Consider the following 21,237-nt stretch of genomic DNA (forward strand, 5'->3'; position numbering starts at 1 on the left):
GGCTGACATGAAGACATTCGCGATTGCTGCCAGTCTGGCGCTTTGGGCAAGCACGGCCCACGCACAGATTGCCGTCATTGATGGCGCCAATCTCGATGTCGCCCGCAAGAATGCGGACAACACCAACTCCATCATGGATTCGAACAAGGATATCCTGAAAAAGAGCGAGGAGATCCTGCAGGCTCTCAGCGGCAGTCGTGATGGTTCGCTCGGCATCGGACAAATGGGTCTTGGCGGCAACATGTCGATTGCCCAGGCTCCCTCGTTCGGATCGATCCTGAACGGCGGTGCGCTTTCGTTTGGTGGCCTTTCGCCCGAAATCCAGAAAATCGCAGGCGCCGTCATCAATGGGCTCCAGCTGGTGAAGCAGCTCCAGCAGATTGCCGGCAAGGAGACCAGCGCCGTCAACACGGCCTATGGCGGCAGCGTCAATGTGGCCTCGCTGCTAAGCGCATTGACCTCGCAGGCTTCGCAGGGCGTCACCCAGCGCCAACAGTCCCTCCAGTCCGCGAGTGGGCAGATCGGGCAGTCACAGGACGTCAAGGGATCAGTGGACCAGAACACCCGAATGCAGCTGGAAAATGCGCGCGCGGTCAACGAATTGATCGGTGTCCAGAACGGCGCGGTCGCGGCCCTGAATGAGAAGCTGAAGGGGGACCTTCTTCGCCAGAGCCAGGTCCAGAAGATGATGACGCCGCGCAACGTCAATCCGTTCGCGGAATTTGGCAAGAGCGGAGGCTAGCGCTTGTCGAGGCGAGTGCTGCGCATATGCGCTGTAATTGGGCTCGGCGCAGTGCTGTTTGGATGCGCAAATCGCGAACGGAAAGCGCCGTGCGGGCCTTTGGCGTATGCCCGCACCGACGAATGCGGCGCGCTAAAACCGGTCAATTCAACGCCGTTCGCCAGCATCATTGACGAGGATTCATGAACGGTCTCGCCGCAAGCATTCTGGGTGGCATTGACAACATCGGCGAGGACTTCGTCCGCACCGTCTATATGCAGTTGGGCAATGCGATGGGCAACGTCTTCACCCTCATGCTCACCCTCTATATCGTGTGGTGGGGCTATTCGATCCTGAGCGGGCGGGAGTCGATTTCGCCGCTCGAAGCGGCCTATCGCCTGGGTCGCGCCGTCATCATCTATCTGCTGCTGACCGGATGGGGCACATTTTCCGCGACGATCTATCAGCTTGTCCAAAGCATTCCAGATGAGGTCGGCAAGGTCATCGTCGGCGCCGTGTCGCGAGCCACCGGCAATCAGCTCAGCGATCAGGCGGCAATTCCGGCGCTCATCGACAACCTCTACAAAGGGGCCCAGGACGTCGCCAATCAGGTGTATAGCGGATCCTTCTATGACATCTTTGGCGCGCTCTTGTCGCTGCTCGTCCTGCTGTCGGCCATCATCTTCGCAGCGCTTGCCATTGCCGCGATCATCGCCGCCAAGGTGATGTTGTTCATTACGCTCGCCCTGGCGCCGATATGGATCATTCTATGGCTTTACCGATGGTCCTCGCGCATGAGCGAAGGCTTTCTTTCGCTGACCACCTTCCTGATGATCCAGCAAATCCTGATCTACGGCTTTCTCGGTTTCTACTTCTCGCTCGTCAATGCGGCGCTGAACACCGCCACATCAGGTGGAGCGACTATGGACAGCAAGATGTCGCTGGTGCTGCCCCTGGTGCTGGTGACGATCATCGGGATCTACGTTCTCATGCAGATACCCTCGATTGCTTCCATCCTGAATGGCGGCGGGTATCTCAGCACCGTGGGCGCATACAACCCTTATAGAAACTTCGGCACAAACGCCGTGCGCTACTCCGGTGCACGATGGGCCGCCGGCCGCGCCGCTCGGGGCGCCCGGCAGCTCGTGGCAAACAGCTTCCGATCCCCGCGAGCAGCAAGGGCGGACGACGCAGCTCGGTCCGCCATCCAGCAAGGTGCGCGCGATAACGCCAGGCCTCTGGCCTAGAACACACCAACGATCATCGATCGCGGCCCTGGATCAGGATGCGTCACGCAAAAAGAGGCAATAGTAAGTGTCAACTCCATCGGAAACACCTGCTAACAGCGGCAGCGAGCTCGTCGACAGACGCTATTACAGGGCGGGCGCCACCTGGGAAGACGACACGCACAGGTCAATGCGGCGATCGCGTACATTGGCCTGGATCGTCAGCGGCGTTTCCGGACTGGTGGCGGTACTTTCGCTGCTGGCGCTCGTGCTGATCCTGCCGCTCCGGCAGTTCGAACCGTACGTTGTCGAGGTCGACAAATCGACGGGCTACCTCGAGATCATGCGCGCGCTGAAGCCTGGAGATTTGTCGCAGAACGAGGCCGTCACGGCGGCAAATCTGGTGCGCTACATTCGTGCGCGCGAAACCTACGATTCGCGTGAGCTGAAACAGAATTACGACCTGGCGCAGCTCTACTCCACCGACGCAGCGTCCAAGGATCTGACTTGGCTTTTCACGCCTGCAAATCCGCAATCGCTGGACAAGATCTATGGCCGCAATGTCACTGTCGCGGTCGAGATCAAGTCGGTTTCCCTGCTCAATCGCAACACGGCCTCGGTGCGCTTTGCCACGACGACGCGGCGGGACAATTCATCCACCGCCGATAATTGGGTGGCGGTGATAAAATTTCGCTACACCTCAACACCGCTCAAGAACGAATGGCGTTTCGACAACCCGTTGGGATTTCAGGTTACGGATTACCGCCGCGACCAGGAATCGGCGCCGGCCGCGGGGAGCCTGCAATGAGACGGCGCGTGAAGCTGGCGCTGTGTGCCGCCCTTCTCTTCTGCGCGACCCATAGCGCGGCGGCGCGCGATGGCCGCATCCGATATGTCACCTTCAACAATGACGACGTGACGTCGGTGCGCGCCGCTCTCGGTATTTCGACGATGGTCGAACTCAGTCCGACCGAAGTCATCGAGACCGTTTCCGCCGGCGACACGAAGGGCTGGTCGATCATCCCCAAACGCGGATCGCGATTTCTGTTTGTCAAGCCGCTGGAGCGCGATGCTTGGACCAACGTCAACGTGGTCACCAACCGGCGCGTCTATTCCCTGCTGCTGCAGGCAACTGACAATAGCCGCGACCGGGCATCCTTCCAGGTCCGGTTCAAATACCCGGACGAGGATATCAACGCGCGCCTGCTCTCGCAGGCCAAGGAGAGCGCCGCCGATCCGGATTTGAAGGACCTGAACTATGCCGATCTCAATTACGACTATGCGTACAAAGGCGATGACAGCTTGAAGCCGCGCACCGTATTCGACGACGGCACCAAGGTGTTTCTGGAGTTCAAGGGTGACATTCCGGCGATTTTCGTGGTCGACGACAAGCGCCATGAGTCGCTGGTCAACGTTCGCACGCAGGGCAAATACACCGTCATCGACAAGGTTGCACGGCAATTCACCTTGCGAGCCGATGGCAAGACACTCTGCCTTTACAACCGGGCTCGACCCAACGCTATCGATCCAGTCGAGCAGGTCTACGGTCCAACGAAACTGACAGGTGGTTCCACCCTGTTCGGGTCCAGCGGAGGGCGGTGATGACGCAGATCGATTATAACCAACTGGACGGCAGCCCGACAGTCGCGCGCCGCGGTGCGGGTGTGGGTACCAAAATCGCCCTGGTCGGCCTCGGCGTGGTGCTGGTGGGCGCGCTGATATGGCTGAACTGGCCTCGGGAGCCGGTATCGCGCGATCTTCGCAGCGATGGCGAGGAAAACTTCAACCCGCCCGAGTTCCGCCCGCCGGCGTTGAACAAGCCGCCACAACCTGCCGACGGCACGATCGACCAGATCGTGGTGCCGCCACCGGCTGACGACCAGAAGGGCACGCAACAAGCCGATAATGTCGATCAGACCGTGCAGGAGGGCGCGGATCTCGATGCGCAGCGGCGTGCGCTGGAGGCGCAAATGGCGGCCGAGGAAGCTCGCCGCAAGGCCGAGGCGGAAGACGCGCGCCGCAAGGCCGAGGCTGACGAAGAGGCTCGCCGCAAGGCTGAGGCCGCAGAGCACGAAAAAGCAGTTTGGGAACGCCTGCGATCGAACCAGATGGTGACGAATGGTGAAACCGGCTCGACGGACGCCGGCGCCCAGGCGGCACAGGTCGAAATCGCCCCCGACGGTCAGATCGTCCCGGTCCCCGGCGCCGACAGTGATCCCAACAAGGCATTCCTGGCTCAGTCCGAGGCAAGTTCTTCCGGGATCGTTAAAGCCAAAATATTCCGACGCACCGATGCGTTGATCCCTGAAGGAACGATCCTTCGCGGCTATTTGGAAACCGCTGTTAACACCGACCTTCCCGGCGCAGTGCGCGCTGTCGTGCGTGAGGATGTCTTTTCGCTGGACGGCAGGCGGGTCCTCATTCCAAAAGGCTCGCGCTTGACCGGAGAATACCGCTCGGGGCTTGCGCGCGGTCAAAAGCGTGTTTTCATCGTCTGGAACAGGGTCATTCGCTCGGACGGTATTTCCGTCGATATAAAGTCGTCTGGTGCAGATGCGCTCGGCCGAGGCGGCATGGGCGGCCGTGTCGATACGCACTGGGTTGAACGGTACGGCAACGCCATCATGCTCTCCGTCGTTGGCGGCGTTTCTGAATATCTGTCTTCGCTTGGCGACAGCAGCCAGGATGGACAACAGCGTCAGGTGTCGACGACCGATCCCGTGACCGGTGAGACCACAACCGTAACGTACGGTGGCAATGGATCGCAGCGCGACGCCCGCGGTATCGCGTTCGACAAGTCATCGACCGCTTTGCAGCAACTCGCGCAAGAGGCGTTTCGCGACACGCAGAACATTGGCCCGACAGTCTACGTCGACCAGGGCACGTCCATCGTCGTGCTGGTGCGGCGAGATCTCGATTTCTCGGATTTGTACGCCGATCCGGTTCAGGAAGAAGTTGCACGAATGAGGGCAGGTGGGCGGCCGAAGGCCGCGATCGATCCGACGCCTCTTTACGCGACGCCAAAGGATCATTTTTATCGCGGCTATGGGAGTCCGGTGAAATGAACGCCCTGCATCCCCTCCCCGACCCTTGGGCAAGAGCTCCGGTCCTGCGCGCGCATCTGGAGCCAATATGGTCCTATTTGAACGAAGACTCGGTTTCCGAGATTGCGATCAACAGGCCAGGTGAATTGTTCATCGAACGCCTCGGCGCCAAGGAAATGGAGCACGTCGTCAAGCGCGAAGTCACGCCCGGCTGGATCCGCAACATCTCGACGGGTGTCGCCTCGGCGACAAATCAGGTCATCAACGAAGAAAAACCGGTCCTGTCGGCAGCACTACCCTCAGGCGAGCGCATCCAATGCATCTTGCCGCCGGCGGCTCCCGAAGGCGGGGCGATCTCAATCCGCAAACAGGTCATCATGGATATGAGCCTTGATGCCTACAAAGATCTTGGCGCATTCGAGAACACGGCGATGGGTAGCGGCCTGGCGCTTTCAACCGAAGAAAAGCGACTTGTCGAAATGTTGCAGGACACCTCGCCGATGGAGTTCCTCCAGTATGCGGTGCGCAACCGCGTCTCGATCGTCGTTTCAGGCGGTACGTCGACCGGCAAGACGACGTTCTTGAACGCACTCTTGAAGGAAATCCCGCCCCGTGAACGGATCATCACGATCGAAGACACCCGCGAACTGAGGCTGCCGGCTCCCAACAACGTCACGCTGATAGCCTCGAAGGGCGACCAGGGCCTTGCCAAAGTCTCCGCGCAACAGCTTCTCGAAGCCTCGCTTCGCATGCGACCCGACCGTCTGTTGTTAGGCGAGTTACGCGGCGCTGAAACGTTCGCGTTTCTGCAGGCGATCAACACCGGCCATCCTGGTTCGCTCACGACCGTTCATGCCAATTCCGCTCGGTCCGCCTACGAGCGGCTGGCGCTCATGGTCATGCAGGGCAGTACGGGGCTCTCACGGAGAGAAATCCTCGACTATCTGCGCGAGGTCATTCCGGTGGTCGTCCAGATGGTCCGCAGTGAAGGCGGACGGCGCGGCATCAGCGAGATCAAGTTCACCAAGGCGGAGACAATCTAGCGAGGCCCATCCATGCAGAAAATCGCAACAGCAATTTTTATGGTGCTCATGGCGATGGCCATGGGCGCCCTGCTCTTCATGGTCGCCTATGTCGCGACAGATTGGTACCGGACTGGCTCCCACGTCCTGTTTGACCAGCTGAACGCTAATCCCTTGCCGGTTGTTCGTATGGCCTGGGCTGACGTGACTGCGAGAAATTTTGACAGGGTGCAATACGCCATTGCGGCGGGATTTTTTGGGTTTCTCTTGCCACTGGTCAGCTTGTTTCTCATGCGTCCGAGAAAGCGCAATGACTCTCGCTTCATGACCACGAGCGACGTATCGAAAACCGGCCTTACGAAAGTGGGCGGCGTCTTCGTCGGTCGAGCCGGCGGCAAGCTTGCCGAGATTTTGTCGCCCGGCCGCGATCAGCGCTCCGGCAAGATTCATCTGACCCAGCGCAAGCTGATTGGTGGCAAGAAATTGTGGATTGATGGCGATGATATCGGGGGCTTCGTCATAGGGCCGCCGCGCTCCGGTAAGGGCACGTCTCTCATCATCCCGAACGCCTTGACCTGGCCGCATTCGCTCGTGGTTCTCGACCTGCGGGGCGAGACCTATGCGGCGGCTGCTGGTTACCGTTCGACCATGAGCCGCGTGGTGCGTTTCGCGCCGGCTGATCCGGACGGCAATACCGCATGCTACAATCCGATGGACTTCATTTCGCTGGACTCAGCACAGCGCGACATCGACCTTCGCAACATCGCTGCGGCATTGTTTCCGCGCCCCCCTTCGAACGCGGATCCCTACTGGGTCAACGATGCCCGCCTCCTTTTTACCGGCATCGCGTCCTTCGTCATGGAATCGCCTGCGATTCCGAACGAGAAGAAGACCTTCTCCACAATCCTCGAGATTATGAACGGTGCCGAGCAGCCGCTCCTGGAGTTCATCGGCTCTCTACGCGAGGAGCGCCGCCGCGAATGTTCGCATTTTACGCTGCAAACCCTGCTGCCATATTTCGAAATGTCTGAGCGGCAGTTTTCCGGAATCTACGCCGGCGTGCGGACCGGCATGGCTCCCTTTCTCAACGAGCGCCTGATGCGAGCTACCTCGCGCAGCACGTTCGATATTCGCAAACTCAAGCGCGAGCGGATCTCCCTTTATCTCGACGTACGGCGCGAGCAGATCACGTCGCTTGGACCGTTGTTCAACGTCCTGATCACGCAGATGATGAACTTCATGTCGGAAACCATGCCGCGTCCGGACGAGCATCCGGTGCTTGTGCTGCTCGACGAGTTCCAGAACCTTGGCAAGCTCGAGAACGTGACCGAAATGGCGAGCGTGCTCGGCGGCAACGGCGTTTCCATGTGGTTTTTCGTGCAGTCGCTGAAGGCTGTGGACGAGATCTATCGCCAGGAGGGGCGCAAGACGCTTATCAACGCCGCTCGCGTGCAGATCTTTTTCGGCGCGCAGGACGCGGACGATCTGCGCTACGTTTCCGAGCAGCTAGGAGAAACGTCGGACGTGCAAAAGGACGTGACGCGCACCAAGTCAACGTTGTTCGACACTTATTACACGCGCTCGGAGCACCGCAAGCAAGTGCGGCGGCCCCTGATGCGGCCGGATGAAATCCGTACGCTCGACAAAAACAAGGTCATCATATTGCCGCGCGGCGAACTGCCAATCCTCGGCACGCGCAATTTCTATTTCGCCGACGGCCAGCTCGCCAAACGCGCGTTCATGCCCCTCCCCGCCTCTGTCGAGGCTTCGCGCACGAAAAGCCCTGCATTGGACGCTTCCGCGGCGGGACCATCCCCGGCGCTCCCGACCATTGTGCCGACAGCACCTGCGTATCGTTCGGGCCTCTTGCAGACGCGCCTGCGGCGCGGCGCGACATTCGCAGCAAAAGCTGGCCGTACAGCTCCGCCCCCGGGCCGGCGCGCTATCGTAAAAGAACGGCTGAAAGCAACAGACGCTACCGTACCAGCTTATGCCGCCATAGATTTTGCCGCTTTGGCGGCCAAAGCGGTGACAACACGCATAGCGCCCGACAAAGAAGCGGCGGTTGCGTCCATCCTGAACAAGGTGCGTTCTCTGCGCGCCAACGCATCCGACACCGAGACTTTCGATCGAAATCTCAGCATCGTCGAAGATACTTTACCTGAGGTAGTCGATGGGTAGGATAGCATTCCGATGCGGCGGAGAGGTCATTGGCTACCGTGACCTTGTTCGTCATGACGGCGGAGGACATTACTGCGCGTTTGGGGCAGAGCCGAGGTCTCAATCGAGTTCAAGCGCAAATCCCGCATCGACCGCGCTTCACCCAATGAGATAGCCAAGTTCCCAGTCCGTGAGTTCGCAAAGGGGAAGCATTCTTGCTTGGTGCCCGGCGCCCTGGCGTTACCATCGCCCTCCAAAGGCTTGAATATCGGGGGCTCGTTCACGACATCCCGGACCGCACTGGTCAACGGCCATTCGAAAATCGAGGAGCGGTTGGCCCGCTGGTTACTGATGGTCCAGACCGCGCCGCTGGAAACAAGATCTACCTGACGCATGAATTTCTGGCGACCAGCCATTAACTGCGAACCTGGATATAGGTTTCATTGGGAGATCTGTCTTGACCGAGAATAACGGCAACGCCTGTCATCGTGCCCGACGACGCCGACTTCACTTTGGCGCCCACCGCTCATGGTGGCGACCACCGACCGCGCGGGGCTTAGGTGCGCCTGCCTATCCTTGGGAGCGTTGCTCAGCATTCCGGCAGGTTGACGGCGAGGCCGCCGAGGCTTGTTTCCTTGAATTTCACGCTCATCTCCGCGCCGGTCTGGCGCATCGCCTCGATGCAATTGTCGAGTGGCATGAAGTGCGAGCCGTCTCCGCGCAGCGCGAGCGAAGCGGCCGCCACCGCCTTGGTGGCACCGATGCCGTTGCGTTCGATACAAGGCACCTGGACAAGCCCTGCGACCGGATCGCAAGTCATGCCGAGGTGGTGTTCGAGCGCGATTTCGGCTGCGTTCTCCACCTGGTCCGGTGTGCCACCGAGAACCCCGCAGAGCCCCGCAGCGGCCATAGCTGCGGCAGAGCCGACCTCGCCCTGGCAGCCGGCTTCCGCGCCCGAGATCGAGGCGTTGTGCTTGATCAGCCCGCCGATGGCGGCGGCGGTGAGCAGAAACTCCGAAATGCGCGCAGAGTCGGCGCCGACACAGTGGTCGAGATAGTAACGCAGCACCGCTGGCACGACCCCGGCGGCGCCATTGGTCGGCGCGGTGACCACTTTGCCGCCTGCCGCATTCTCCTCATTGACCGCCATGGCATAGACACTGAGCCAATCGGAGGCGAAATGCGGCTGGGCTCGGTTTGAGCCGCGTTCCTGCTCAAGTTGCTGAAAGATTTTCCTGGCGCGCCGCTTGACGCGAAGACCGCCCGGCAGTTCGCCGTCGAGCGCAAGCCCACGGTCGATGCAGCCGCTCATCGTCGCCCAGATCCGCGCGATACCCTGCTCGAATGCCTGCGGCTGTCGTGCAGCCAACTCGTTCGCCAGTTTCATCGTCGCGATCGACTTGCCGTTTTCCTTGGCCATGCGCAGCATTGAAGCGGCGGTGTCGAATGGATAAGGCCAGGCTCCCGCCTTGCCGCCTGTTGCCGCTTCTGGGGCCTCACGCTGTGAAGCCGAGACGACGAACCCACCGCCAATCGAATAGAAGGTCTCAGCCAGGCAGACTTTGGAGCCGGCATCGAACGCTTCGAATGTCAGGCCGTTGGCGTGACCGGGCAGAGACGGACCGTAGTCGAAGACCACGTCGGTGCCTGGATCGAAAGCCAGCGGCGGCAAACCGAGGGCTCGCAGCGTTCTGGTCTGGCGGAGCCCGAGCAAGCGCTGTTCGGCTGCATCGACGTCGAGATCGGCTGGCGTATAGCCGAGAAGTCCGAGCGCCACTGCTCGGTCCGTCGCATGGCCCTTGCCCGTGAAGGCCAATGATCCATAAAGCGTTACTCGCAGGCTTGCGGCCTGAACGTCCTCGCCGTGATCACGCAGCATCTGCAGGAACCGCACTGCCGCCGTCATTGGCCCCATTGTGTGCGAAGACGATGGACCGATGCCGATCTTGAAGATGTCGAATAGGCTAAGGAACATCTGAACATTCCGACTGGCTGCAGTTGGATGCGGTCAAGCACTACCGCCCTGCCCCTTTGGGCGACATGGGAAAAATCATGGGAACGGGCCGCCGAGCCGGCACGCTACCGATAGATCGGGAAGCGACTGCAGAGATCGCGAACCTCCGCCAAAACCTTCTCCTCGACAGCGCGATCGCCTTCCGGCCCGACCTCAGCCAGCGCCTCGATGACAGTCAGTATCAGTTCGCCGACGCGGCGGAATTCTCTTTCGCCGAAGCCGCGTGTCGTGCCGGCCGAGGTGCCGAGCCGCACGCCTGACGTGACCGCCGGCTTTTCCGGATCGAAGGGGATTGAGTTCTTGTTGCAGGTCAGTCCGGCGCGCTCCAGTGCCTGCTCGGCATCGCGGCCCTTGACGCCCTTCGGCCTCAAGTCAACCAGTACCATGTGGCAGTCGGTCCCGCCCGAGACGATGTCGAGACCACCCGAAATCAGCGTCTCACACAGCGCCCGGGCGTTGGCGACCACCTGTCCGGCGTAGGTCCTGAAGTCGGGCCGTAACGCCTCGCCGAAAGCGACTGCCTTGGCGGCGATGACGTGCATCAGCGGGCCGCCTTGATTGCCCGGAAACACCGCCGAATTGAACTTCTTCGCCAGCGTCTCGTCATTGGTCAGGATCATGCCGCCGCGCGGGCCACGCAGCGTCTTGTGTGTCGTGGTGGTGACCACATGGGCGTGCGGCAGCGGATCGGGATAGAGACCGGCGGCAATCAACCCGGCATAATGGGCCATGTCGACCATCAAATAGGCGCCGACCTCGTCTGCGATTCTGCGGAAAGCCCCAAAATCGATGGCGCGTGGATAGGCCGAGGCTCCAGCGATGATCAACTTTGGCTGGGTGTCGAGCGCCTTCTGCCTGAGGAGATCATAATCAATCTGCTGGTCTGACTGGCGCACCTCGTAGCTGACGACGTCGAACCATTTGCCCGACATCGTCACTGGCGAGCCGTGGGTCAGATGCCCGCCATGAGCCAGAGACATGCCCATGATGCCATCGCCGGGCTGCAGAAGCGCCAGGAACACCGCCTGGTTGGCCTGCGCGCCCGAATGCGGCTGGACGTTGGCGAAGCCGGCGCCGAACAGCGTTTTGGCGCGGTCAATGGCGATCGTCTCGACCTCGTCAACGAATTCGCAGCCGCCATAGTAGCGGCGGCCCGGATAACCCTCGGCATATTTGTTGGTCAGCACCGATCCTTGCGCCAGAAGCACGTCGTTGGAGACAATGTTTTCAGACGCAATCAGTTCGATCTGGCTCGTCTGTCGATCCAGCTCGCGGCCAATGGAAGCAGAGATTTCGGCATCGCCGAGCGTTGCGTTCATCTGTGTCCGGTGCAGCGTCATTTTCTTGTCCTTTATTCTCAGATGCCGAGCGCGATTTCGCGGCTGGCCGCCCGCAGCAGTCCCCAGACGTGATCGGCGAAAGAGCGCCAGACCTCGATGCGGAAACGGTTTTCGTGGTGGCGGATCAAGATGATCTGCGCCTTGTCGAAAATGGTGCGCGTTCCGGTGCCCGAAGGCATGGTGTCGAAGTCGAAAGCGCAGGCCGATCGCAGGGCCAGCACTGCGTCAGCACCTTCGACGGCGATGCCGATCTCGCGATGGCCGACATCGACCAGGCTGTGCGGGCAGCTGGTATAGAGCGCGGCGAAGGTGGTTTCGATGGCGCGGCTTTCGTCGACAGGTGCGTAGAGCTGCCATTCGTCCGGACCAAGGCAAAGGGCCAGCCTGCCACAAGAAGTCGCGGTCGCGCCGATCGTCGCCGGCAGTACGCAGCCAAAGGCTTTCGAGGCCGCTCCCAGGTTTTCCGGCGCGATGCGGAGATTGAAGCGCGAAGAATCCTCGGCGTCGTGGATAGTAAGGGAGGATCGCTCGGCAAGTGAGATCCGCTGCCCCATCAGTGGGTGGCGTTCCTGCAGCATGATGGTTCTCCTAGGCGTTCAGGCGCTTGTTTTCCGGATCGACGAACACCATGCCGACGATCTTGGCGGCATGGGTCCTATCCGGCATCGGGACGTGAATGGTCTGGCCTTCCTTCGCTCGCCCGCCTTCGACGATGGCGAGTGCGATCGAGCGGCCGAGCGTTTCGCTCCAGTAGGACGAGGTGACATGACCGACCATTTTCATCGGCACCGGCTGCCTTGGGTCGAGGACGATCTGAGCTCCCTCCTCCAGTACAGTCTTAGGATCGCTCGTCAGCAGCCCGACCAGCTGCTTGCGGTCGGTCTTGAGCATATCCGGCCGGGTCAGCGAGCGCTTTCCGACGAAGTCCGGCTTTGTCTTGCCGATGGCCCAGGCAAGGCTCGCATCGTCTGGCGTCACCGTACCGTCGGTGTCCTGGCCGACGATGATGTAGCCCTTCTCGGCGCGCAGCACGTGCATGGTCTCCGTACCATAGGGTGTGATGCCATATTTGCGGCCGGCGTCGTAAAGCGCTTCCCAGACGGCGCGGCCGTACCGCGCCGGCACGTTGACCTCGAAGCCGAGTTCGCCGGTGAAGGAGACGCGGAACAGCCTGGTCGGCACCCCGCAGATCTTTCCCTCGGCGACCGACATATGAGGGAACGCCACATTGGCGAGGTCGATGCCTTCGACCAGCGGCTCAAGCAGCTTGCGGGCGTTCGGACCGTTCAGCGCAATAACCGCCCACTGCTCTGTCGTCGAGGTCAGCCACACCTTCAGCTCGGGCCATTCGGTCTGGAGATAGTCCTCCATCATGTTGAGCACGCGCGCCGCGCCCCCCGTCGTGGTGGTGACATGGAAGCGGTCCGTCGAAAGCCGGCCGATGACGCCGTCGTCGCGGATGAAGCCGTCCTCGCCGAGCAGCAGGCCATAGCGCAGCCGTCCCGGCGCCAGCTTGGCCCAGGCGTTGGTATACATGCGGTTCATAAACTCGGCCGCATCCGGACCGACGATTTCGATCTTGCCGAGCGTCGAAGCGTCGAACATGCCGAGCGACTGGCGCGTCGCCCGGCATTCCCGCGCCACGGCCTGGTGCATATCCTCGCCCTGCTTGGGGAAATACCAGGCGCGCCGCCACAGCGACACCGGCTCGTAGGCCGCGCCGTTCTCCTCAGCCCAGCTGTCGATCGCCGTCTTGCGCGTCACCTCGAACAGGTCGCCGCGATTATAACCGGCGAAAGCGCCGAAGGTGGTCGGCGTGTAGGGCGGGCGGAACGTGGTCAGCCCGACCGACGGCGATGGTCGCTTAACCGCGTCCGACGCGATAGAGAGGCCGTTCATATTCGACGTCTTGCCCTGGTCGGTCGCCATGCCGGTGGTGGTGTAGCGCTTTATGTGCTCGATCGACTTGAACCCCTCGCGGACGGCAAGGCGAATGTCCTTGGCGGTCACATCGTTCTGGAAGTCAACAAAGGCCTTGGCCCAGGACGCGTTCTTGTCCGACGGCAGTTCGCGGTTGCTGGCACCAGTGCAGACAACCTCGCCTTCCACCGCGTAGGAACCGGCGATGGCGCTGAAGCCGGCATCGATGGCCGCGGCGGCTCCCGCCGAAGCGCCTTCCATCAAAGACTCTTCCAGACCGAATTTGCCGTTGCCAGCGCCGGCGCACCGGCTGTCTTCAGTGCGCGCGCCCGGCAGGAACATCTGTCGTTCCTCGTACCAGTCGAGCTTGCCCTTGGTGTGCGAGAACAAGTGCACGCTCGGCGTCCAGCCGCCCGACATCAGCAGTGCGTCGCAGGCGATCGTCCGGGCTGGGCCGACATGGCCACCGGCGCTGACCGGATTGACCCGCACGGAGGTGACGCGATGCCGGCCCTTGGTGCCGCTTATGGTCCAGCCACATAGCGTTTCGATGCCCAAAGCCCTGGCGCGCTTGATGAAGTAGTCCGGAACCCGGGCGCGGACGTCCACAATTGCCGCAACGTTTGCGCCGGCCTGGGCCATATCGAAAGCGGCGAGCCAAGCCGAGTCGTGCGAGGTGACGACCACCGGCCGGTTGCCGACCTTGACGCCGTAACGGTTGAGATAGGTGCGGGCCGAGCCAGCCAGCATCACACCCGGCCTGTCGTTGCCCTCGAACACCAGCGGCTTTTCGATCGACCCTTGCGCGAGCACGACCTGCTTTGCCCGCACCTTCCACAGCCGCTCGCGCGGCGCGCCCTCCGGCAGTTCGGAAAGATGATCGGTCAGGCGCTGGCACAAGCCGACGAAGTTCTGATGGTAGTAGCCAATCGCCGTGGTACGGCTGAGCAACGTGACGTTCTTCATTGCGGCAAGCGCGGCGTTGGTCTGCTTCAGCCAATCCCAGGCCGGCACGCCGTTAATCCGCGCCTCTGGCTCACTGAGCAGCGCGCCGCCAAATTCCGGATTCTCATCGACAAGGATAACCTTGGCGCCGCTTTTGCCGGATTCGAGGGCCGCGGCGAAACCGGCCGGCCCGGAACCGACCACCAGCACGTCGCAATGGGCGTAGCGGCTGGCATAGGTGTCGGGATCGGGAGCCGAGGGCGACTTGCCGAGACCGGCGGCACCCCGGATGAACGGCTCGTAGACCTTGTTCCAGAAGGACTTCGGCCACATGAAGGTTTTGTAGTAGAAGCCCGCCGAAAACAGCATGTAAAGCGGATCGTTGATGGCGCCGACATCGTGCTTCAACGAGGGCCAATGATTCTGGCTGACCGTGTCCAGCCCATCGAAGATTTCGAGCACCGTGGCGCGGGTGTTGGGCTCGGCGCGGCCGACGCCGCGATTGACGCCGACCAGCGCGTTCGGCTCTTCCGAGCCGGCCGAAAGAAAGCCGCGCGGACGGTGATACTTGAACGAGCGGCCGATGAGATGTACGCCATTGGCAAGCAGCGCAGAGGCGAGCGTGTCGCCCTGGCGGCCCTCGAAGATCTCGCCATTGAAGGTGAAGCGGACCGGCCGATTGTGGTCGACGCGGCCTTTTCCGGATACGCGATGGCTGTTCATGAACGCGCTTCCTTGATCTCGATTTCGGTCGGGCGCGGCTGGCCGGCCTTGTAGGTCATGGCGAACTGGTCGCTGATCGTGTCGCGCACGGCATTGAAAAAGCGGCCGCAGCCATGCATGTGACGCCAGCGCTCGAAATGCGTGCCGCGCGCATTCGAACGGATGAACAAGAAATTCTTCCATTCGTCGTCGGTCAGTGCGGCGGGATCAACCGGGCGGCCGACATGTGCTTCACCGGCATAGACGAACTCGACCTCCGGCCGCTCGGTCTGACAATAGGGGCAGCGGATAAGAAGCATCTTTCTTCTCCCTCAGTGCGCGACGGCGGCGGCGGCGGCTTCGTCGATCAGCCGGCCGGTGGTGAAGCGTTCGAGCGTATAAGGCGCGTTGATCGAGTGCGGTTCATCGCGGGCGATGGTGTGGGCGAAGATATGAGCTGCGCCGGGAGTCGCCTTGAATCCACCAGTACCCCAGCCACAATTGACGTAGAGCCCAGGCACCGGCGTCTTGCCGATGATCGGCGAACGGTCCGGCGTGACGTCGACGATGCCCGCCCACTTGCGCAGCATGCGCATGCGCGTGAAGATCGGAAACACCTCGCAGATTGCCGCGACCGTGTGTTCGATCAGCGGCAGGCCGCCTCGCTGGCTGTAGGAGACATACTGGTCGGTGCCTGAGCCGATGACCAGTTCGCCCTTGTCGGACTGGCTCATATAGGCATGCACCGTGTTCGACATCACGACGCACGGGAAGATCGGCTTGACCGGCTCCGAAACCAGCGCCTGCAGCGGAAAACTCTCCAACGGCAGGCGCACACCGGCGGTGTCCATGACCACGGAGGTATGGCCGGCGGCCGACACCGCCACCTTCTTGGCCTTGATGAAGCCACGCGGTGTGTCGACGCCGATGACTTTGCCCGACGCGTCGCGGCGTATCGCCGTCACTGGGCAATTCTGAATGATGTCGACGCCACGCGCGGCCGCGCCACGGGCGTAGCCCCAGGCCACGGCATCGTGGCGGGCGACGCCGCCGCGCCGCTGCAGCGCCGCGCCCATCACAGGATAGCGGGCGTCGCTGGCGATGTTGAGTGGCGGGCAATAGGCCTTGGCCTGATCCGGCGTCAGCCATTCATTGTCGACGCCATTCAGACGGTTGGAATGAATATGCCGTTTGAAGCTCTGCACATCATGCACCGAATGCGCGAGCATCATCACACCGCGCTGCGAGAACATGACGTTGTAGTTCAGTTCCTGGCTCAGCCCTTCCCACAGGCCGAGCGCGTGGTCGTAGAGCCTGGCGCTCTCGTCGTAGAGGTAGTTGGAGCGGATGATGGTGGTGTTGCGGCCCGTGTTGCCGCCGCCGAGCCAGCCCTTGTCGATGATTGCGACATTTGTAATCCCATGTTCCTTGGCGAGATAGTAGGCCGCGCCCAACCCATGGCCACCGGCGCCGACGATGACGACATCGTACTCGGCCTTCGGCTCGGCGTCTGGCCACTGCGGCTGCCAGTTCTTGTTGCCGGTCGCGGCGTTGCGCAACAGCGCGGAAAACGAAAAGCGGGTCATGACTTACCCCGGGTTCAACATGTCGCGACTATTCACCCAACGCCCAGTCTTGAACAGAACAGTTGCGTCAGAGTAGTATTACCAGTGCGACAGGCGGATCGCTCGAGCTGGATCGAAAACGATGGATGTACGAACGAAATCGAGACTTGCGCCAAAGCGTGGTGGCTCGAGGCGCCTTTCAGTCGGCTTCATTCTTGCGAGGCGCTTCACGCTTTGCGCCTTCGCCAATTTCGTCGATGTGCTCCGCCTCTCCGCCGACGAGGGCGACCGCAGCCGGCCGATCCTGTGCGGCTGGCGCGTGCTTTCCGCCACGATGAACCCAATCGTCTCCAGTTCGGGCATCGCGGTCCAGCCAGAGGAGCGCCTGGGCGACCCGGCCCGTTTTGATTATGTCGTGGTTGTCGGCGGACTGATCGACGAGATCGAAAACCTGCATCCGGACTATGTGCGGTTCCTGCACCGGGCGGTCGGCGCCGGCGTGCCGCTGGTCGGCGTCTGCACCGGTGCCTTCGCGCTGCACCGCGCCGGGCTGATGGACGGCTACAAATGCTGCGTCAGCTGGTTCCATCACGACGATTTCCTGGAACAGTTCGACGGGCTGAAGCCGGTCTCCGACCAGATCTTCGTCGTCGACCGTGACAGGCTGACCTGTTCGGGCGGCGCCAGTTCGGCGCATCTCGCCGCCTATCTGGTGGACAAGCATGTCGGGCGTGCACAGGCGCGCAAGAGCCTGCACATCATGATCATCGACGAGGCCGAGCGGGCCGAAACGCCGCAACCCGGAATCCCACTCGACCTGCACACCGACGACCCTATGGTGAAAAGAGCTTTGCTCCTGATGCAGCAGACCATAGACACGCCAGTCTCGGTCGATGAACTCGCCCGACGGCTTGGCGCCAACCGGCGCCAGATCGAGCGTCACTTCCAGCGCACGGTCGGAATGCCGCCTACATTGGCCTACAAGATCATGCGTCTCGAATATGCCGAGTTCCTGCTCAGAAACTCGCGGTATTCGGTAACGGAAATCGCAAATTCGACTGGATTCTGCGATTCGTCCCACTTCATCCGGGCCTTCCGCGAACGCCGCGGCGTGACACCTGCGGCGTTCAGAACCAGCGCGTAAGAGAAGCGTGCTATTCCCCTCGGGAGGATACGGCTCGCCTCGACGCACCATGTGATCCAGACGTTGGCGCCTGAACAAGATTGAGTTGTTCGAGTTCGTCGTGCTTTTCGCGCCTTGAGTTCAAGACAGTAAGCGCCTTGCAGGCAGTTGACGGCGGTGGTCCAGCGCGAACTCCTCTCCCGCCCCGCCCCGCCCCGCCCCGCCTGAGCCTGCATGCCGTTATCCGGGAGAGGATCGGCGATTAGCAACACTAATCACCGGATATCGACTTCTCATTTCCAGGGGCCGGGATGAATTTTTATAGTCCGCTTCCAACCTGAAACCCGATTTGAACGCGGAGGAAAGAATGAACGTCTACGCCAAGGGCATGCCCAACGAATTGCTGCGTCTGCAGACAATGCATAATGGCGAGAAGGCTGTCGCGACCTTCAGCGCCGCCGAAATGACACGTCGTCAGGATGGGCTGCGCAGTATTCTGGCCGAGCTGAAGCTCGACGCTGCGGTTCTGACCTCCTACCACAATATCTGCTATTTCTCCGATTTCATGTTCTGCTATTTCGGCCGCCGCTATGCTTTCGTGGTCACGCCGGAGAAGGCGGTGTCAGTTTCGGCCGGCATCGATGCCGGCCAGCCATGGCGCCGAACCTTCGGCGACAACATCACCTACACCGACTGGCAGCGCGACAACTACTTCTACGCTCTGCAGCAGACGCTGCCGGGCGTGAAGCGTATCGGCATCGAGTTCGATCACGTCAACCTAGAGTTCAAGAAGCTCCTGCAAGACGCTTTCCCGACCGTCGAGTTCGTCGACATCGGCGCACCGACCATGTGGCTGCGTACGATCAAATCGGCCGAGGAGATCGTCCTGATCAAGGAAGGCGCGCGCACCGCCGATATCGGCGGCGAAGCCATTCGCGACGCCATCCGCGAGAACGTACCCGAGTATGAAGTCGCGCTGACCGGCACACAGTCCATGGTCCGGCACATCGCCAAGACCTTTCCGCATGCCGAACTGATGGACACCTGGGTCTGGTTCCAGTCAGGCATCAACACCGACGGCGCCCACAACCCGGTCACGTCGCGCAAGATTCAGAAGGGCGACATTCTGTCGCTCAATTGCTTCCCGATGATTTCGGGCTACTACACCGCCCTCGAGCGCACTTTGTTCCTCGACCATGCAAGCGACGAGCACCTGCGCATCTGGGAGATTAACTGCGACGTCCACCGTCGCGGGCTGGCGCTCCTGAAGCCAGGCGCACGTTGCGGCGACGTCGCGACAGAATTGAACGAAATCTACCGGAGTCACAATCTTCTCGGCTATCGTTCGTTCGGTTACGGGCACTCTTTCGGCGTGCTGTCGCACTATTATGGGCGCGAAGCTGGGGTGGAACTGCGCGAAGACATCAACACTGTGCTGCAACCAGGCATGGTGGTCTCCATGGAACCGATGCTGACGATCCCGGAAGGGCTGCCAGGTGCCGGTGGCTATCGCGAGCACGACATTCTGGTGATGACCGAAGACGGCGCGGAAAACATCACCAAATTCCCGTTTGGTCCGGAGCACAACATCGTCAAAGCATGACCGCCGACGATCGTTAATCCTGGCGGGCCTTCCTGGAAAGGGAGGCTCGCTTGCGTTTGTTTGGAGTGCCGTGATCTAATTGGTGAATGTGGAGCTAACCATGCGCAGCATCCCAACCGACCTTCTCCGCGCCTTCATCACGGTTATCGACCTGCGTGGCTATACGCGGGCGGGAGAAAAGCTCGGCCGCACGCAACCGGCGATCAGCCTGCAGATGAAGCGGCTTCAAGAATTGCTCGGCGTCTCGCTCTTCGCCAAGGAAGGCGGCGCACAAATCACGGAGCAAGGTGAACTTGTCGCCGGCTACGCGCGCCAGATCCTGGCCCTTAACGACGACATGATGCTGAAGCTATCCAAGCGCGACAGCAAGGGCCGGCTGCGGCTGGGGATTCCTAATGATTACGCCGATCATTTCCTGCCCAAGCTGATGGCCAGCCTGGCGCTCGACGGCGGCGACCTTACCTTCGACGTCGTCTGTGACCTGTCGCACAATCTGCTGCAAGGCCTGCGCAACGGCCTCTTCGATATTGTTGTGGCAATGACACCGGATGGGCCTTCCGAAGGTGCGTTCATGACCTGGAAGGAGACGCTGGCCTGGGTCTGTGGAGCGCAGTCTCCCGATCTGGCGGAGGATCTAGCAGAGCGAGGCGAACTACGCATTGTCTGTTATCCCGAGGGGTGTCTGTACCGTCGCAACATGTTGACTGCGCTGCAGCGCGACGGCCGCAATTTCGAGATCGTCTACACGAGCCCAAGTCTTGCCGGCCTGGAGGCGGCCGTGGGCGCCGGCTTCGGCGTGACGGTGCTGGCGCGCCGGATCATTCCGGCGAAACTCAGGATCATCGAACCGTCATTCCACCTGCCCCGGCTGGCCGATGTCGTAGTCGGCATCTATGTCAGTCCCGACCGCAAGCGGTCGACCGTGGCGCAGAGTTTTGCCGCCCGATTTGCCGATATGTTCGTCGCAGGGGAAGGCACCACCAAGGTCGGCTGAGAACGACTTCGGAATCCAGTCCGAAGAAAGGCAGTGGCCCGGCCGGCTATTTCACGCGACGCCGGGTCAGCAGGGCCAGCATCGCGAACAGGATGATCGACAACGCAAGCAACAGCGTCGCGGCAGCCATGATGGTCGGATTGATCTGATCACGGATGCCGGAAAACATCTGCACCGGAAGCGTGCGCTGTTCGGCCGCGGTCATGAACAGCGCAACGACCACCTCGTCGAACGAGGTCGCAAACGCGAAGATCGCGCCGGACACCACACCCGGCATGATGCTCGGCAACGTGACGCGAAAGAACGCCGACGACGGCGATGCGCCAAGGCTCAACGCCGCCCGCGTCAGGTTTGTGTCATAGGTGGCAAGCGTTGCCGTCACCGTGATGACCACGAAAGGCGTCGCCAGTGCGGTATGCGCCAGGACGAGTCCGGTGCGCGTGTTCGTCAGGCCGAACTGGCCAAAGAAGAGATAGCTCCCGACAGCCACGATGACGATCGGTACGATCATCGGCGAGATCAGCAATGCCATGATCAGCCGCCGCGCCGGGAAATTGGGGCGCGAGATGCCGAGCGCCGCTAACGTGCCGAGCGTGGTGGCCAGGATCGTGGTCATCACCGCCGCAACGGCACTGTTGAAGATGGCGTTCATCCAGCGCGCATTGCCAAAGAAATCGGCATACCAGCGCAGGGAATACTCCCGCACGGGCAGCGTGAAGAACGGGTCCTTGGAGAAGGACAGCGGCACGATGATGAACAGCGGTGCAATCAAGAACAGTAACACGGCGATGGCGAACGCCACCACCAGCGTGCGCATCAGGCGTTCGGACGGCGTCGCGTAAGAAGGCAGCCACATGG

At 61.4% G+C, this 21,237-nt stretch carries 17 protein-coding genes and 1 pseudogene; 11 read left to right on the top strand and 7 right to left on the bottom strand.

The annotated features are described in order from the left end of the window. The first annotated feature begins 7 nt into the window (after positions 1–7). The 8 genes and pseudogenes from ASD99_RS08100 to ASD99_RS34600 form a co-directional block, all read left to right on the top strand. Complete coding sequence (locus tag ASD99_RS08100; RefSeq protein ID WP_057143243.1) at positions 8–742, top strand: type IV secretion system protein; 735 nt, start codon at positions 8–10, stop codon at positions 740–742. 182 nt (positions 743–924) lie between these two features. Then, entirely contained in the window at positions 925–1,968 is a 1,044-nt protein-coding gene (locus ASD99_RS08105; protein WP_057143244.1) for a type IV secretion system protein, read from the top strand. Between the two features lie 67 nt (positions 1,969–2,035). Continuing rightward, positions 2,036–2,755 (top strand): virB8 family protein, encoded by a 720-nt coding sequence (locus ASD99_RS08110; protein WP_057143245.1) that lies wholly within the window; start codon positions 2,036–2,038, stop codon positions 2,753–2,755. After that, the gene (locus ASD99_RS08115; RefSeq protein WP_057143246.1) at positions 2,752–3,549 is read left to right on the top strand and encodes a TrbG/VirB9 family P-type conjugative transfer protein; all 798 of its coding nucleotides are present in this window, start codon (positions 2,752–2,754) and stop codon (positions 3,547–3,549) included. Before ASD99_RS08110 ends, ASD99_RS08115 begins: the two co-directional genes overlap by 4 nt. Next, complete coding sequence (gene virB10 / locus ASD99_RS08120; protein ID WP_057143247.1) at positions 3,549–5,012, top strand: type IV secretion system protein VirB10; 1,464 nt, start codon at positions 3,549–3,551, stop codon at positions 5,010–5,012. Before ASD99_RS08115 ends, virB10 begins: the two co-directional genes overlap by 1 nt. Beyond that, complete coding sequence (gene virB11 / locus ASD99_RS08125) at positions 5,009–6,034, top strand: P-type DNA transfer ATPase VirB11 (RefSeq protein ID WP_057143248.1); 1,026 nt, start codon at positions 5,009–5,011, stop codon at positions 6,032–6,034. The genes virB10 and virB11 overlap by 4 nt, the downstream gene beginning before the upstream one ends. Before the next feature lie 12 nt (positions 6,035–6,046). After that, the gene (locus tag ASD99_RS08130) at positions 6,047–8,194 is read left to right on the top strand and encodes a type IV secretory system conjugative DNA transfer family protein (protein ID WP_082583187.1); all 2,148 of its coding nucleotides are present in this window, start codon (positions 6,047–6,049) and stop codon (positions 8,192–8,194) included. A 264-nt stretch (positions 8,195–8,458) separates the two neighbouring features. Continuing rightward, positions 8,459–8,580: pseudogene (locus tag ASD99_RS34600) on the top strand (Crp/Fnr family transcriptional regulator); the annotation flags it as partial. A 182-nt stretch (positions 8,581–8,762) separates the two neighbouring features. On the opposite strand, the gene ASD99_RS08140 reads toward ASD99_RS34600, so the two are convergent. The 6 genes from ASD99_RS08140 to ASD99_RS08165 all read right to left on the bottom strand — a co-directional run bounded on the left by ASD99_RS08140 (position 8,763) and on the right by ASD99_RS08165 (position 16,680). Then, on the bottom strand, positions 8,763–10,148 hold the full coding sequence (locus ASD99_RS08140; protein WP_057143251.1) for an L-serine ammonia-lyase: 1,386 nt from the start codon (positions 10,146–10,148) through the stop codon (positions 8,763–8,765). A gap of 104 nt (positions 10,149–10,252) precedes the next feature. Continuing rightward, positions 10,253–11,527: a serine hydroxymethyltransferase gene (glyA, locus tag ASD99_RS08145; RefSeq protein WP_057143252.1), complete on the bottom strand. Its 1,275-nt coding sequence runs from the start codon at positions 11,525–11,527 to the stop codon at positions 10,253–10,255. Positions 11,528–11,544: 17 nt separating this feature from the next. Further along, positions 11,545–12,105: a sarcosine oxidase subunit gamma gene (locus ASD99_RS08150; RefSeq protein ID WP_057143253.1), complete on the bottom strand. Its 561-nt coding sequence runs from the start codon at positions 12,103–12,105 to the stop codon at positions 11,545–11,547. Positions 12,106–12,115: 10 nt separating this feature from the next. Beyond that, positions 12,116–15,115, bottom strand: coding sequence for a sarcosine oxidase subunit alpha (locus tag ASD99_RS08155; protein WP_057143254.1), 3,000 nt, complete (start codon positions 15,113–15,115; stop codon positions 12,116–12,118). Then, on the bottom strand, positions 15,112–15,414 hold the full coding sequence (locus ASD99_RS08160) for a sarcosine oxidase subunit delta (RefSeq protein ID WP_057143255.1): 303 nt from the start codon (positions 15,412–15,414) through the stop codon (positions 15,112–15,114). The genes ASD99_RS08155 and ASD99_RS08160 overlap by 4 nt, the downstream gene beginning before the upstream one ends. Positions 15,415–15,426: 12 nt before the next feature. After that, positions 15,427–16,680 carry a sarcosine oxidase subunit beta family protein gene (locus ASD99_RS08165; protein WP_057143256.1) on the bottom strand — a complete coding sequence of 418 codons (1,254 nt, stop codon included), beginning with the start codon at positions 16,678–16,680 and terminating at the stop codon, positions 15,427–15,429. Between the two features lie 121 nt (positions 16,681–16,801). Between ASD99_RS08165 and ASD99_RS08170 the strand changes: the two genes are divergently transcribed. The 3 genes from ASD99_RS08170 to ASD99_RS08180 all read left to right on the top strand — a co-directional run bounded on the left by ASD99_RS08170 (position 16,802) and on the right by ASD99_RS08180 (position 20,379). Further along, entirely contained in the window at positions 16,802–17,803 is a 1,002-nt protein-coding gene (locus tag ASD99_RS08170; protein WP_057143257.1) for a GlxA family transcriptional regulator, read from the top strand. A 367-nt stretch (positions 17,804–18,170) separates the two neighbouring features. Further along, positions 18,171–19,385: a M24 family metallopeptidase gene (locus tag ASD99_RS08175; RefSeq protein ID WP_057143336.1), complete on the top strand. Its 1,215-nt coding sequence runs from the start codon at positions 18,171–18,173 to the stop codon at positions 19,383–19,385. Positions 19,386–19,485: 100 nt separating this feature from the next. Further along, entirely contained in the window at positions 19,486–20,379 is an 894-nt protein-coding gene (locus ASD99_RS08180) for a LysR substrate-binding domain-containing protein (RefSeq protein ID WP_057143258.1), read from the top strand. A gap of 46 nt (positions 20,380–20,425) precedes the next feature. Here the strand turns inward: ASD99_RS08180 and ASD99_RS08185 are convergent, their stop codons facing one another. After that, on the bottom strand, positions 20,426–21,235 hold the full coding sequence (locus ASD99_RS08185; protein WP_057143259.1) for an ABC transporter permease: 810 nt from the start codon (positions 21,233–21,235) through the stop codon (positions 20,426–20,428). Between the last annotated feature and the right edge of the window lie 2 nt (positions 21,236–21,237).

The sequence above is a fragment of the Mesorhizobium sp. Root695 genome (genome assembly GCF_001428185.1).
Lineage (GTDB): Bacteria > Pseudomonadota > Alphaproteobacteria > Rhizobiales > Rhizobiaceae > Mesorhizobium.